At 47.3% G+C, this 14,204-nt stretch carries 12 protein-coding genes; 7 read left to right on the top strand and 5 right to left on the bottom strand.

Features of this window, described 5'->3' with window-relative positions:
- Positions 1–77 precede the first annotated feature (77 nt).
- Both RQM65_RS16980 and RQM65_RS16975 read left to right on the top strand, forming a co-directional pair.
- Positions 78–2,489 (top strand): alpha-ketoacid dehydrogenase subunit alpha/beta, encoded by a 2,412-nt coding sequence (locus RQM65_RS16980; protein WP_314016612.1) that lies wholly within the window; start codon positions 78–80, stop codon positions 2,487–2,489.
- Positions 2,490–2,533: 44 nt separating this feature from the next.
- Positions 2,534–2,908, top strand: coding sequence for a DoxX family protein (locus RQM65_RS16975; protein ID WP_314016611.1), 375 nt, complete (start codon positions 2,534–2,536; stop codon positions 2,906–2,908).
- Positions 2,909–2,935: 27 nt separating this feature from the next.
- Here the strand turns inward: RQM65_RS16975 and holA are convergent, their stop codons facing one another.
- Positions 2,936–3,937 carry a DNA polymerase III subunit delta gene (gene holA / locus RQM65_RS16970; RefSeq protein WP_314016610.1) on the bottom strand — a complete coding sequence of 334 codons (1,002 nt, stop codon included), beginning with the start codon at positions 3,935–3,937 and terminating at the stop codon, positions 2,936–2,938.
- Positions 3,938–3,963: 26 nt separating this feature from the next.
- Between holA and RQM65_RS16965 the strand changes: the two genes are divergently transcribed.
- The 3 genes from RQM65_RS16965 to RQM65_RS16955 all read left to right on the top strand — a co-directional run bounded on the left by RQM65_RS16965 (position 3,964) and on the right by RQM65_RS16955 (position 6,382).
- A complete protein-coding gene (locus tag RQM65_RS16965; protein WP_314016609.1) occupies positions 3,964–4,410 on the top strand; it encodes a type I restriction enzyme HsdR N-terminal domain-containing protein in 447 nt (148 codons plus the stop codon).
- A gap of 12 nt (positions 4,411–4,422) precedes the next feature.
- Positions 4,423–5,424, top strand: coding sequence for a glycosyltransferase family 2 protein (locus tag RQM65_RS16960; protein WP_314016608.1), 1,002 nt, complete (start codon positions 4,423–4,425; stop codon positions 5,422–5,424).
- Positions 5,425–5,524: 100 nt separating this feature from the next.
- The gene (locus RQM65_RS16955) at positions 5,525–6,382 is read left to right on the top strand and encodes an OmpA/MotB family protein (protein ID WP_314016607.1); all 858 of its coding nucleotides are present in this window, start codon (positions 5,525–5,527) and stop codon (positions 6,380–6,382) included.
- Between the two features lie 253 nt (positions 6,383–6,635).
- Here the strand turns inward: RQM65_RS16955 and RQM65_RS16950 are convergent, their stop codons facing one another.
- Both RQM65_RS16950 and RQM65_RS16945 read right to left on the bottom strand, forming a co-directional pair.
- Positions 6,636–7,259: an L-threonylcarbamoyladenylate synthase gene (locus tag RQM65_RS16950; RefSeq protein ID WP_314016606.1), complete on the bottom strand. Its 624-nt coding sequence runs from the start codon at positions 7,257–7,259 to the stop codon at positions 6,636–6,638.
- A gap of 86 nt (positions 7,260–7,345) precedes the next feature.
- A complete protein-coding gene (locus RQM65_RS16945; RefSeq protein ID WP_314016605.1) occupies positions 7,346–9,676 on the bottom strand; it encodes an ATP-dependent helicase in 2,331 nt (776 codons plus the stop codon).
- A gap of 214 nt (positions 9,677–9,890) precedes the next feature.
- On the opposite strand from RQM65_RS16945, the gene RQM65_RS16940 reads away from it, so the two are divergent.
- Positions 9,891–11,165 (top strand): amidohydrolase, encoded by a 1,275-nt coding sequence (locus RQM65_RS16940; RefSeq protein ID WP_314016604.1) that lies wholly within the window; start codon positions 9,891–9,893, stop codon positions 11,163–11,165.
- Positions 11,166–11,193: 28 nt separating this feature from the next.
- Here the strand turns inward: RQM65_RS16940 and RQM65_RS16935 are convergent, their stop codons facing one another.
- A complete protein-coding gene (locus RQM65_RS16935; RefSeq protein WP_314016603.1) occupies positions 11,194–11,964 on the bottom strand; it encodes an SDR family NAD(P)-dependent oxidoreductase in 771 nt (256 codons plus the stop codon).
- A gap of 265 nt (positions 11,965–12,229) precedes the next feature.
- The gene (locus RQM65_RS16930; protein ID WP_314016602.1) at positions 12,230–13,114 is read right to left on the bottom strand and encodes a phytanoyl-CoA dioxygenase family protein; all 885 of its coding nucleotides are present in this window, start codon (positions 13,112–13,114) and stop codon (positions 12,230–12,232) included.
- A gap of 72 nt (positions 13,115–13,186) precedes the next feature.
- Here RQM65_RS16930 and RQM65_RS16925 point away from each other — a divergent pair, with 72 nt between their 5' ends.
- Entirely contained in the window at positions 13,187–14,200 is a 1,014-nt protein-coding gene (locus tag RQM65_RS16925) for a zinc-binding alcohol dehydrogenase family protein (protein ID WP_314016851.1), read from the top strand.
- Positions 14,201–14,204: the final 4 nt, after the last annotated feature.

Below are 14,204 nucleotides of genomic sequence, written 5' to 3'. Positions count from 1 at the left end.
ACTGACCGTCCTATATTTCTAAAGGATTGCTTACCTACCACTGATTTGATATTTTTGTAACAGTTCAAACCAATTCTATGGATTTATCGCCCCAGACAAGCAACGACATTACATTTGACGATTTCAAGAAACAGATCTTGGAGGATTACAAAATTGCGGTGCTCAGCAGAACTTGTAGTTTGATGGGTAGAAAGGAAGTTTTGACCGGAAAGGCCAAGTTCGGCATTTTTGGCGATGGTAAAGAACTGCCACAACTTGCCATGGCCCGTTCTTTCAAGAACGGGGATTTTCGAAGCGGATATTACAGGGACCAGACCTTTTTTATGGCATTGGGCCTGTTGACTCCCAAGGATATGTTCCATGCCCTATACGCCACCACGGATATCGAAAAGGAGCCGATGAGCGCAGGTCGCCAAATGGGCGGACATTACCTCACCTATAGCTTAAACGAGAATGGTAGCTGGCGTGACCTGACCCAACAAAAAAACAGTAGCGCCGATATCTCTTGTACCGCGGGACAGATGCCACGACTACTGGGTCTGGCCCAAGCCTCAAAAATGTACCGGCATCTAAAAGATGTAGACGCCCGGAAATTTTCGGACAACGGCAACGAGGTGGCCTGGGGCACGATTGGTAACGCCAGTACCAGCGAGGGAATGTTTCTCGAAACCGTTAACGCGGGCGGGGTATTGCAAGTGCCCATGGTAATCAGTATCTGGGATGACGACTACGGAATTTCTGTGCCCCCTGAGTATCATGCTACCAAAGAGGATATCTCAGAAATGCTCAGCGGCTTTCAACGCACTACAGAAAAAGAGGGGTATGAAATGTTAAAGGTCCGGGGGTGGGACTACACCGCTTTGATGCATGCCTACGAAAATGCTTCCGACATCGCGCGCGAGGAGCATGTACCCGTGATTATTCATGTTACCGAACTCACCCAGCCACAGGGGCATTCCTCTTCAGGATCTCACGAACGCTATAAAAGCGAGAAACGGCTGCAATGGGAAAAAGATCACGACTGCAATAAAAAATTCCGGGAGTGGATTCTTGAAACAGGTATCACCACCGAGGAGGACCTGAATTCCATCGAAAAATCCATTACAAAAGAAGTTCGAAGTGCAAAAAGAGAAGCTTGGGCCGAATATTTGGCCCCTCATAAGGCACAGAAAAAAAAGTTGGTAACCCTATTGGATAAAGTCGCCGACAAAAGCCAGAACAAAAACTTTATCTCGAAGCTAAAAAACGACTTGATTGCCATCGAAGAACCGATTAAGAAAGAATTGGCCGTTAGTGCCCGGAAGGCCTTGCGATATCTTCTGGGAGAGGACTTCCCAGAGAAAAGTGCTTTGCTCGAATGGACCGAAACGTATTTAACGGACACCCAGCCCATGTACAGTAAAGACCTGTACAGCGAGCAATCGAACCGAGCGACCAACATCCCCGAAGTAGAACCGGTTTATCCTGAAAATCCCGAGAAAGTGGATGGACGCATTATCTTAAGGGACAATTTCGACAAATTGTTCGAAAAATATCCTAACGCTCTGGTTTTCGGGGAAGATACGGGCGCTATCGGTGACGTGAACCAAGGCCTTGAGGGGCTCCAGAAAAAATACGGAAAGCTGCGCGTATCCGACACCGGAATACGGGAAACCACCATCATCGGGCAAGGTACCGGAATGGCCCTTCGGGGATTGAGGCCCATTGCCGAAATTCAATATCTCGATTATATCTACTACGCCCTTGCTACCTTGACCGACGACGTGGCTTGTATGCGCTACCGAACCTTTGGCAAACAAAAAGTTCCCCTGATCGTCCGCACCCGGGGCCACCGTTTAGAAGGTATTTGGCATTCCGGATCGCCTATGGGCGCCCTTATTCATTCCCTACGGGGCATGTACATACTTTCCCCACGGAATATGACCCAGGCAGCAGGTTTCTACAACACCTTACTCAAAAGTGACGAACCGGCACTGGTTATCGAAAGCTTGAACGGCTATCGTCTCAAAGAAAATCTTCCTTCCAACCTCGGGGAGCTCCGCACTCCCATTGGAACTGTGGAAACTCTAAAAGAAGGCAAAGACATTACTCTGGTTTCCTATGGCTCTACCCTTCGCATTGTCTCCCAAGCGGCCGAAGAGCTACAAGAAGTAGGTATCGACGCCGAGATAATCGACGCCCGAACCCTGCTGCCTTTCGATATTCGGCACGACACGGTCAAGAGTGTGAAAAAAACCAGTCGGCTTATGGTCATTGATGAAGATGTTCCGGGAGGATGCTCGGCCTATATCCTTAGCCATATTCTGGAAACCCAAGGGGCATATAAGTTTCTCGACAGTGCCCCCAAAACCTTGACCGCCAAAGCACATCGACCTGCCTATGGGACCGATGGCGACTATTTTTCCAAGCCCAACGCTGAAGATATATTCGAAAGTGTCTATTCCATCATGCACGAAAGCGACCCGAATAATTTTCCCGAGTTGCGGTAGTTTCGAAAAAATGTATAATTTTAGGGCCATAAACCAACAGACGCATGCAAAACACAATTGGAAATATTGGGCTGGCTTTATTGCGAATAGCTCCCTCCGCCATGTTGATCACCCATGGCATGCCAAAGTTCCAAAAAATCATTACAGGCAACCTTGAATTCGGAGATCCGTTGGGAATCGGTGCCGCCCCTTCCCTTTTTCTAGCCGTTATCGGCGAGCTTATCTGTCCGATTCTGGTCATCATTGGCTTTAAGACACGCTGGATGGCGGTACCGCCGGCACTCACTATGGCCGTCGCTGGATTTGTGCACCACGCAGCGGACGATTTTGGAACCAAGGAAAAAGCCTTTCTTTTTCTAGTGATCTTCCTATGCATCATTCTATTGGGCCCTGGAAAATATAGCGTCGACCGAAGATAAAAAGTGCTCAAACCAAGCAGCGCGGCTTCAAATAATCTTTACTACAAGCTCCTTTAGAAGATCTGTCTGTGAAGCGGCGTTCGCCCCAACCCCTTTTCCTTTCATGTCCATATCACGCAAATGCGAGACAATACCACTAACCCTTTTCATCGGATAGTTGCGGGCGGCAACCTGAAATTCGCTCACAAAATAGGGATTGATGCGTAATGCCTTCGCGACATTTTTTGGCGAATGGTCGTTCAGTCCATGATATTGAAGCAATTGGGTAAAGAAACTATTTAAAAGACTTACCGTTAGCACAAAAGGGTTGTCTTTTGGGTTTTGCGCAAAATAATTGATAATCCGGGTCGCTTTTAGCATATCGCGCTCCCCGATCGCTTTTTTCAGTTCAAAATTGTTGTAGTCTTTACTTATTCCGATATGGGTTTCGATGTCCGCAGGAGTAATCTCCGCATTTTTGGGGAGTACGAAGCGTAACTTTTCAAGTTCTTTGTCGATTCGGCCCAGGTCGTTACCCAAATATTCCGATAACAAGATAGCCGCCTTATGGGAAATAGTGTATCCTTTGCCCCGTAAATGCTGACGGATCCAACCCGGCACGCGGTCTTCATAGAGCTTTTTGCTTTCAAAGATGACACCGTTTTCCTTAATCTCCTTATACAGTTTCTTCCGTTTATCGAATTTCTTGTATTTATAACAGATGACCAATACCGTGGTGCTTTGTGGGTTTTGGGCGTAACTCAGTAACTGGTCGATAGTTCGGGACAAGTGGTGCGCCTCCTTAACGATTACTACCTGCCTTTCGGCCATCATCGGGTATCTCTTGGCGTTCGATACGATATCGTCGATGCTCACCTCCTTGCCGTACAATACCATTTGGTTGAAGCCTTTTTCTTCTTCTTGGAGCACCTTATCCTCAATATACTTGGCTATGGTATCGATATAATAAGGTTCTTCCCCGAAAAGAAAGTATAGGGGCTTGATATTTCCGTTCTTAATATCGGCAACTATTCGCTTTGCTTCTTCCATCCCAAAAAAATCATCAAATTTGCACCATGAGACCGCTCAATTTTCCGGACTATGATTTTCGTCTCAAAAATAGCGAAAATAGCACCCATATTTACGACGTCATCCGCAAAAAATTTGTGGTATTACAGCCCGAGGAATGGGTACGCCAGCATGTGGTAAAGTATTTGCTTGTCGATAAAGGCTATCCGAAAAGCCTGATCAATGTCGAAAGGCAATTGACCGTCAATCATCTGCGAAAGCGTTACGACGTAGTGGTTTTCAAGTCCAATGGCCATATCGATGTTTTGGTGGAATGCAAGGCCCCTAGTATACATATCACCCAACGAACCTTCGATCAAATTGCCCGATACAATCTTCAACTTCAAGCCGATTACCTCATGGTGACGAACGGACTCGAACACTATTGTTGTAAAATGGATCTTGACGCCGAAAAGTATAGGTTTCTTACCGATATTCCTGAATTTAGCCGTTAATTTGCCATCGTTTTGCGCATTGCTATCGCCATACTCAACTGGAACGGAGAGGTACTTCTCGAAAGGTACCTCACATCCGTGGTCCATTTTTCGCAAGGTGCCGATATTTATGTGATCGATAATGCGTCGACCGATGGTTCGGTCGCATATATCCGGACGGTCCATCCTCAAGTGAAAATCATTGAAAACAGCGAAAACAAGGGTTTTGCCGGCGGATATAATGAGGGCCTCAAGCACGTGGAGGCCGATATTTACTGTCTATTGAATTCAGATGTGGAAGTGACCGAGGGCTGGCTTAAACCTATTCGTTCCGCATTTGAACAGATGCCTGAAGTGTCCATCGTCCAGCCTAAAATTCTGGACTTGATGCGAAAGGAGTACTTCGAATATGCCGGTGCCGGCGGAGGTTTTATTGACCAACTCGGCTATCCATTCTGCAGGGGACGCATTTTCCAACATTTGGAAAAGGATCTGGGACAATATGACGATACCCGAGAAATTTTTTGGGCTACCGGGGCCTGCATGTTCATAAAAAGTAAACTGTACCATGAATTGGATGGTTTCGACGAAGATTACTTCGCCCATCAAGAAGAGGTCGATCTCTGCTGGAGGGCGAAAAACGATGGCCATAGCGTTTTTTACGTGGGCCAATCGAAAGTATATCACCTTGGTGGTTCGACCTTGAGCAACATGAACCCGAAAAAAACCTATCTCAATTTTAGAAATTCCTTGTTCTCCATTACCAAAAATTTACCCCGTCGAAAAGCTTTGATCCTTATTTTCTTCCGGTTACTATTGGATGGAATCGCTGCGTTCCGTTTTATTTTCCAGTTTAAGTTCAAACACAGTTTTGCGATTCTGCGCGCACACTTAAGTTTTTACAGACAATTCCACAAAATGTACCATAAGCGGGAAAAAGCCAATTTTATTACGAAGTATTACCTTACAACGTCTATTGTATGGTCGCACTTTGTGAATGGAATAAATAAATTCGGGGTATTAGTAAAAGATTAACTAACTTTGGCGTTGCAAAATTGGGGTATTGCCTAATTTTGGCACTTATTTTGAGCAATCATATCAAAACACAATCTATTAATATCTAGTATTCCTAATTATGAAAAAACTTATTTTAGCGGGTCTGGGAGCTACCTTGTTGCTTTCTTCGTGTGTATCGAACAAGAAGTACGGTGAATTGGAGGCCAAACAGAAAGAGACCCAAGACCTATTGAATTCCGCGACCGTAAAATTGAACGATTGCTTGGAGGAAAAGGCCACCACCACCTCTAAAATGAAAACTTTACAAGATCAAAATGCCTTTTTGAAAGCCAATAACCAAGAGTTGATCAACAATATGGGCAACATGACCACGTTGACCACAAAAGGCGCCGAAAATTTAGAAAAGTCCTTGGAAAGTTTGAAGGAGAAAGACCTTACCATTCGCAAACTTCAGGATGCCATTACGCGCAGGGATTCGGTAAATCTGGCGTTGGTGCAAAGTCTCAAGGGAGTTTTGGGCAACTTGGACGATGAAGATATCGAAATCAGTGTGGAAAAAGGAGTTGTCTTTGTATCTATTTCCGACAAATTGTTATTTAGCAGTGGAAGCTATACCGTCACCAATCGCGCCAAAGAAGTATTGGGCAAGGTAGCCAAAGTAGTCAACAACAAACCGGATTTCGAATTCATGGTTGAAGGTCATACCGATGACGTACCTTATCGAGGTCGAAAGGGGGTTTTGCTTGACAACTGGGACTTGAGCGTAAAGCGTGCCACTTCGGTAGTTCGTATTCTGCAGAAGGATTTCAATGTTGATCCCAAACGAATGACCGCGGCAGGGCGATCCGAATACATTCCACTTTCCCCGACCGAAAAATCGAAAAACAGAAGAACCCGTATTGTGGTCCTTCCGAAAATCGATCAGTTCTATAGTATGATCGAAGAAGGAATGAGCGATCCGGCCATCAACAATTAAACCGTATCGATTTGAGACAGAAAGCCGCAACTTTTTAAGATGCGGCTTTTTTTTTTGACGAAATTTAGTTGTCTACACCAGCCAGTGGGAACAGGTCGACCCTAGCGATTTCTTCGTAAAAACAGAATGCTCTTTAACTAAAGAAAAGTGTTTTGATTGAAATTGATTAATCCGTTACCGTTCGATGCGCTGACGAGAGCTATGACAAGCTTGTCCGGCCCGTCGACGAGTACTCATGACAGCTGCTAGGTCGCTAATTGAAAATATCCAGGCTCCCCTTCCCTTCTCTTAAGACCTCTGGCTCACTGCCCGAAAGATCGATAACGGTAGACGCCACATTGTCACCATAGCCACCGTCAATAACAACATCGACTAGCTTATGCCACTTTTCATAAATCAATTCAGGGTCCGTGGTGTATTCCAAGACCTCGTCTTCATCATAAATAGAGGTAGAAACGATGGGGTTGCCCAAGCTTTCTACCAAAGCCTTTGCAATCGAGTTGTCCGGAACACGGATACCCACCGTTTTCTTCTTTTTAAAGTCCTTGGGTAGATTGTTGTTTCCCGGAAGGACAAAGGTATACGGACCGGGTAGGGCGCGCTTCAATATTTTAAAAGTAGCGGTGTCGATTTGCCGGACATAATCGGAGAGATTGCTGAGATCGGCACAGATAAAAGACCAGTTTGCCTTGGCCAGCTTGACCCCCTTTATACGGGCAATTTTTTCCAAGGCCCTGGAATTGGTTATATCACAACCCAAACCGTACACCGTATCGGTGGGATAGATGACCAATCCACCTTTGCGCAGCACCTCGCTAATTCTTTTGATGGCCGCCGGATCGGGATTTTCCTCGTACAATCTGATGAATTCGGACATAGTTTTCAGGGATTACGTTCAAGATACTAAGATAATGCAATTGACTGATTATATCTTAATTATGAGGTTGAACATAAGTTTTACCCTCAAGAAATCACCTCCAACTTTGCGAACCGCAACAAAAGTTTTTTGATATCTCCTTTATCGAACTGTATTTCGGCCTTCTTATCGTTGCCGACCCCTTCCATTTTTAAGACCTTGCCCCTACCGAAGCGGGTGTGATTTACCGTGGAACCTTCCCGTAAACTAGGGTCTACGGTATTGGTATTGCCTCGGGGGGTGGCCAATTCCGGTTTCAATTTCCTGAGTTTACGAAGTTGGTCCGCATTGGGTTTTCCCACTTTGGGCGGAGTACCCCTTACGGGCTTATTCTGACGTAAGTGACTTTTATCCACCTCGCCAAAAATATCGGCATCGATCATGGGTTTGTAGCGGTATCCGGCCTTATCAATGGGGGTCAGGTTCTCGATGTACTGCTCGTCGATTTCCTCTAAGAACCTACTGGGTTCGGCATCGATCAGCTTGCCCCATCGATATCGGTTCTGGGTGTAGGTGAGGTAAGCCTGTTTTTCGGCCCGGGTCAGTGCGACGTAGAACAGGCGTCGTTCCTCTTCCAGTTCGCTGCGGGTATTCATGCTCATCGCGGAGGGGAACAGGTCTTCTTCCATCCCCACGATATACACATAGGGAAATTCCAGTCCTTTGGCCAAATGAATGGTCATGAGGGCGACCCGATCATCATCTCCGGTATCTTTATCGAGATCGGTGGCCAAGGCAACATCCTCCAAGAATTCGGATAGCCCTCCTGTGGCGTCGGCCAGCTCTTTTTGGCCCTCCACAAAATCCTTGATACCGTTGAGCAGCTCCTCGATATTTTCCATTTTGCCGATACCTTCGGGGGTACCGTCCTTTTTGAACTCCAGCAGCAATCCGGACTTTTTGGCCACGTGCTCGGCCAGGGTGAAGGCATCGGTATTTTCGTTCATGATCTGAAAGCTCTTGATCATGTTCGTAAAATCTTCCAGTTTTCGTTGGGTACCGGAGTTAATCTTTAAATTGATCTTGTCGAGGTTTTCAATCACCTCGAATATGGAGCGGTCGTAGTGGTTGGCTGCCAACGTTAAACGCTCCATGGTGGTCTGGCCGATTCCCCGGGCAGGGAAATTGATGACGCGTTTCAGGGCCTCCTCGTCTTTGGGATTGATGATCAATCTCAGGTACGAAAGTACATCCTTTATCTCTTTTCGCTGGTAAAATGACAATCCTCCGTAAATACGATAGGGAATATCCCTTTTCCGTAGGGCATCCTCAATGGAACGGGATTGGGAGTTGGTACGGTATAAAACGGCAAATTCCCCGTTGGACAATTGCTCGTTCATTTGATGGTCCCAAATCGAACCGGCGACGTATCGCCCTTCCTCGGCATCGGTGGGGCTGCGGTGTATTTTAATGACTCCCCCGTCGTCGTTATCCGTCCACACTACTTTTTCAAGCTGGTTCTTATTCTTGGCAATAATGGAATTGGCGGCGTTGACAATATTCTTGGTCGACCGATAATTCTGCTCCAAACGGTACATGCCAACGTCATCGTAGTCCCGCTGAAAGTTCAGGATGTTATCGATGTTCGCCCCCCGGAACGAATAGATACTTTGGGCGTCGTCACCCACTACGCAGATATTCTGAAAACGGTCGGCCAGCGCCTTGACAATCAGGTATTGGGAGTGGTTGGTATCTTGATATTCATCGACCAGAATATAGCGGAACCGGTCCTGATATTTGGCCAGCACATCGGGGAAACGGGTCAGCAACTCATTGGTCCGCAGCAGCAGATCGTCAAAGTCCATCGCCCCGGCCTTAAAGCACCTGTCTACATAATTCTGGTAGATATCGCCCATACGGGGGCGTTTGGCCATCGCATCCGCCTCCATCAGTTCGGGATTCTGATGATAGGCCTTAACGGTAATCAAGCTGTTTTTGTAGGATGATATCCGGTTTTGTACCTGTTTGTACTTATAGACATCCTTATCAAGTCCCATTTCCTTTATGATAGCGGAAATCAGCCGCTGGGAATCCTGGGTATCGTAAATAGTAAAATTACTCGGGAAACCCAGTCTATCTCCATCGTACCGCAACAGTTTGGCGAATACGGAATGAAAGGTACCCATCCAAAGATTTTTGGTCTCGGTACCGCCCACGATATCCGCGATACGCTTTTTCATCTCCCGGGCCGCTTTATTGGTGAAAGTCAGTGCCAAAATATTAAATGCATCGACCCCTTGGTCCATCAGATGGGCAATGCGGTAGGTCAACACCCGGGTCTTCCCCGATCCCGCCCCTGCAATGACCATCAAAGGTCCGTCTTTGTGCAGTACGGGCGCTTTTTGGGCCTCGTTCAGTTCGTCTAGATAGTTCTTCAAATCCTCGCGTTTTACCAGTGTGTGAATTTAATGATAAATCCGATGAACCTAAAATGTTGCCCCCCTGATTTATGAACAAGGGCGACCGGTACGAAATCGGGCATAGGTTTTCAAAATTTTGGGGTTTATAAATTGGGATTTCTTATTTCTAGCGTCGAAATGAATTTGGCTCTTGACACTAAATTCCACTATATTTAGGAAAATTTTAGAACGTATGAAAAAATTTCTCACAGTAGGATGCCTATTCAGCGTATTTCTAATTTCCGCCCAAGGCCCCAATCTGGAAAAAGATTATAATGCCGTGGCGGACAAGGTCATCGAATGGCGAAGGGACATCCATCAAAACCCGGAACTTTCGAATCGGGAGTTCAAAACTGCTGAAAAGATTGCCAAACATCTAGAATCCTTAGGTATCGAGGTAGAAACTGGCGTGGCCCATACCGGGGTCGTGGGGATTCTAAAAGGAAAAAAGTCCGGAAAGACGATTGCCCTTCGCGCCGATATCGATGCGCTGCCCGTTCTCGAGCGCAACGATCTCCCGTTCAAGTCCACCGTAACGGCCGATTACGCGGGCGAAGAGGTTCCGGTGATGCATGCCTGCGGGCACGATACCCATACCGCTATCCTTATGGGCGTGGCCGAGGTACTTTCCGAGAATACGGACAAGATTAACGGCACCGTCAAATTTATATTCCAACCGGCCGAAGAAGGTCCCCCTCCAGGAGAAGAAGGGGGAGCCCTGATGATGGTCAAGGAAGGGGTGCTAAAAAATCCCGATGTAGATGCGATATTCGGACTCCATATCAACTCCCAGACCCCGGTCGGGGTAATCCGCTATAAATCCGGTGGCACCATGGCGGCGGCGCAGAGTTTCACCATCAATGTTAAGGGCAAACAAAGCCACGGCTCGCAACCTTGGTCGGGAGTCGATCCAATTTTGATCAGTGCCAAGATTATCGATGGGCTGCAGACTATAATCAGCCGGGAGACGAACCTAACCAAAGAGGCTGCGGTCATCACGGTAGGCAAGATAACCAGCGGCGTGCGTTTTAATATCATTCCCGAAAGCGCTGAAATGATAGGTACCATCCGTACGCTGGATTATAATATGAAAGACCACATCAACCAACGGATGCGCGAAATGGTACCCACCATTGCCAAGGCGTATGGCGGTGATGCAAGCATAGAAATACGGGATGCCACAGAAATTACATACAACGATCCCGATTTGGTAGAACAGATGATACCGACCATCGAACGTGTCGCAGGCAAGGCCAACGTTCAGACCCAGAACGCGGTCACCGGAGCCGAAGATTTCTCGTACTATCAGAAAGAGGTGCCGGGCTTCTTCTTCTTTTTAGGAGGCATGGCACCGGGAACAACGGAATCGTTCCCGCACCATACCCCGGATTTCCGGATCGATGATAGCGGACTCCTGTTGGGGGTGAAGACCTTGACCGAAATGAGTTTGGATTATCTGAACCAGTAGCCCGGACCACCCGATCGGCCGATTACGCTTACCGCCCCATCCATCCCCCATCGACCAACATGGTGGAGCCGCTCATATAATTGGAAGCCTCGGAGCACAGAAAGACCACAGGTCCCTTGAAATCGTCGGGCTGGCCCCATCGGCCAGCGGGGATTCGGGACAAAATAGATGCTGCTCTTCCTTGGTCATTGCGAAGGGCTTCGGTGTTATCCGTGCTTATATAACCTGGGGCGATGGCGTTCACGTTCACGCCCTTGCTCGCCCATTCATTCGAAAATGCCATGGCCATCTGACCAATGGCCCCTTTGCTGGCGGCATATCCGGGTACCATAATCCCCCCTTGAAAGGTAAGTAGCGAAGCCGTAAAGACAATTTTGCCCGTTCCCCTTTTGACCATTTCCTTTCCTATTTCGCGGGTAAGTATAAATTGCGCGGTCTGGTTTACTTCGATGACCTTGTCCCAATACTCGTCTGAATGTTCCACGGCAGGGGCACGTAAAATAGTTCCGGCATTATTTACGAGGATGTCGATTTTAGGAAAATCCTCCTTCACCGTCCCGATAAATTTATAGAGCGCTTTCCGATTACTGAAATCACAGGTATAGGCCTTAAACTTTCTCCCAATATCCTCCACTTCCTGATGGACGCTACTGCCCTGCTGCTCAAGGGTAGCGCTTACCCCGATGATATCGGCACCCGCTTCTGCCAAGGCCAAGGCCATCGCCTTTCCGATCCCGCGTTTGCAGCCGGTTACCAAGGCTGTTTTTCCTTTTAAATCGAAACTTTCCAATACACTCATATAGTAGTCTTTAGTCTTTAAGTTGTTAGGTGTAGGTTGCGGGTTGTCTGTGCATTTTACTACTTACCCTTTATATCACTTGCCCACTACTTATTCAAGCTTCCTTGCTTTCGCGCCTCTAGCACTTCCTTACTTTCTCCTCACGCACTCTGAAAGTGGCCATATCGACATTTTATCCAGCATTTTTCACCCCACTAATCCCATTTTTCACTTTTCACTTTTCTTTTTACTCAGTGCTAAATAATTAATAATAAGCACATTATATTCAAACACCTTCGAACAGCAAGGGAAAAAACTTCCCTTCCATCTTATTTCCCTTCGGGATGGGCGGTACGCCTTTTAAAAGTTCTTCGTCGGTATTGCTGATCGTACCATCCGCAAAGACATTGAGCACAAAGGCCCGTCGGCTCATTTCGGATTTGTTCTCGTAAGATCCGTGCACCATTAAAGGATGATGAAAGGTCGCGTAGCCTTTTTTAAGCTCGATCGCCACGGGATTTTGGAACTGTTCTTTCTGTTCCCCATCCAAATAATCCATTAGTCCGTTCATATCCCCCGCCAGGGAAGGCGCATCCAGCAATCCCCATTTATGGCTTTTCGGAATATAATGTAGGCATCCGTTTTCCTTGGTGGCATCGTCAAGTCCCGTCCAACAGGTCAGGTGCTGCATGGCGATGGTCCGCGTCCAGTACGAATAATCCTGATGCCAGGCCACTACCCCACCGTGTTCGGCGGGTTTGCAGAAAAGTTGATCGTGCCAGAACCTCACCGGTTTCTTTTCCAAAAGCTGATGGGCGGCCATGACGAAAGCGGGGTTCCACAACACATCGTGAAATCCTTGGGTAATACGCCAATGCCCCAGGGAATGGAACAAAACGGAGTTTGGGTCCTCCGATTCGTTGCTGTGGAACTCATAGAACAAATCATTCCCGGGATGATCGGGATCCACGATTTCCGCCAGGTCTTTACGTAGTTTTTCCACTTGGGCATCCTCCAACAATTTTATTCCGGAAACGTATCCCTCTTCATGAAAATGCTCAACTTGAGCCTCCGTAAGTCGGTATTGTTCCCATTCGCTCTCCGATTTTGGCCATTCGAAAAGATTCGAGATCGGTCGATGTCGGTCTGCCAGGTCTATTATTTCTTCCATCCTAATAAAATTCAATCGATGAAGTCAAAAATAAGCAATCAAAATCGTAATTTGGACCCTGATCTGTTAGAAATGAAATACATTGTCTGCGAAAAACCCGGCCGGTTCGCCTTAAAACAAAAAGATGTCCCGACAAGACAGTCGGGGGAAGCACTCCTAGAAATCCACAAAGTAGGCATCTGTGGCACCGATTTGCACGCCTACGCCGGAAATCAAGCCTTTTTCGAATACCCTCGCATTTTGGGCCATGAACTGGCGGCCCGAGTCCTTGAAATCGATGAAAATCCCCAGGAAATCAAAATCGGTGACAAGGTGGTCGTAATGCCCTATATTAGCTGCGGCAGCTGTATTGCCTGTAGCAATGGGAAGTCCAATTGCTGTACCGATATCCAGGTTTTGGGCGTCCATACCGATGGCGGCATGCAGCAGCGAATCGTCGTTCCCCCCGAACTGCTGGTTCCTGCTCCCCGCTTGAGCGATGATCAGATGGCGGTAGTCGAGCCTTTGGCGATCGGGGCCCATGCCATAAGACGTGCGGACTTGAAGTCAGGGGAAACTATTGTGGTGGTCGGTTGCGGCCCCATCGGTATCGGAATCCTGAAACTCGCGCAGATTGCGGGGGCCCAGGTAATCGCCATCGATACCAATGAACAACGCTTGGAATATGCCCGTGAGAAAATCGGGGCGGACCATACGCTTCTGGGCGGAAAAGATGCGGTTGAACAAGTGCGTCACATCACGGATGGCGATATGGCCACGGCCGTGTTCGATGCCACGGGACATAAAGGCGCCTTGGAATCGGGTATTGCGTATATGGCCCACGGAGGAAGGTATGTGCTAGTAGGATTGTCGAAAGGAGAACTTTGTTTTACCCATCCCGAGATACATGCCAAGGAAACCAGCTTGCTCTGTAGCCGAAATGCTACTTTGGAGGATTTTAAACAGGTCATTTCCATTTTGGAAGCGGATAAATTCCCCATGGATTCTTTTATTACCCATAATGTGGACTTTACCGAGATGATCGCTAATTTTGAGACTTGGCTAGACCCGGAAAAAGGGGTAATCAAGGCCACTGTCAATTTCTAGGTTA

This window comes from Pricia mediterranea (genome assembly GCF_032248455.1).
GTDB classification, from domain to species: domain Bacteria; phylum Bacteroidota; class Bacteroidia; order Flavobacteriales; family Flavobacteriaceae; genus Pricia; species Pricia mediterranea.
The sequence above is the reverse complement of the archived record's forward strand: the minus strand, read 5'-3'. Positions and strand labels throughout refer to the sequence as shown.

Excerpts from the sequence above, each read along its gene's own strand:
- RQM65_RS16980 (WP_314016612.1), top strand. The coding sequence starts at position 78 with ATGGATTTATCGCCCCAGACAAGCAACGACATTACATTTGACGATTTC.
- RQM65_RS16975 (WP_314016611.1), top strand. The coding sequence starts at position 2,534 with ATGCAAAACACAATTGGAAATATTGGGCTGGCTTTATTGCGAATAGCT.
- holA (WP_314016610.1), bottom strand. The coding sequence starts at position 3,937 with ATGGAAGAAGCAAAGCGAATAGTTGCCGATATTAAGAACGGAAATATC.
- RQM65_RS16965 (WP_314016609.1), top strand. The coding sequence starts at position 3,964 with ATGAGACCGCTCAATTTTCCGGACTATGATTTTCGTCTCAAAAATAGC.
- RQM65_RS16955 (WP_314016607.1), top strand. The coding sequence starts at position 5,525 with ATGAAAAAACTTATTTTAGCGGGTCTGGGAGCTACCTTGTTGCTTTCT.
- RQM65_RS16950 (WP_314016606.1), bottom strand. The coding sequence starts at position 7,259 with ATGTCCGAATTCATCAGATTGTACGAGGAAAATCCCGATCCGGCGGCC.
- RQM65_RS16940 (WP_314016604.1), top strand. The coding sequence starts at position 9,891 with ATGAAAAAATTTCTCACAGTAGGATGCCTATTCAGCGTATTTCTAATT.
- RQM65_RS16935 (WP_314016603.1), bottom strand. The coding sequence starts at position 11,964 with ATGAGTGTATTGGAAAGTTTCGATTTAAAAGGAAAAACAGCCTTGGTA.
- RQM65_RS16930 (WP_314016602.1), bottom strand. The coding sequence starts at position 13,114 with ATGGAAGAAATAATAGACCTGGCAGACCGACATCGACCGATCTCGAAT.
- RQM65_RS16925 (WP_314016851.1), top strand. The coding sequence starts at position 13,187 with ATGAAATACATTGTCTGCGAAAAACCCGGCCGGTTCGCCTTAAAACAA.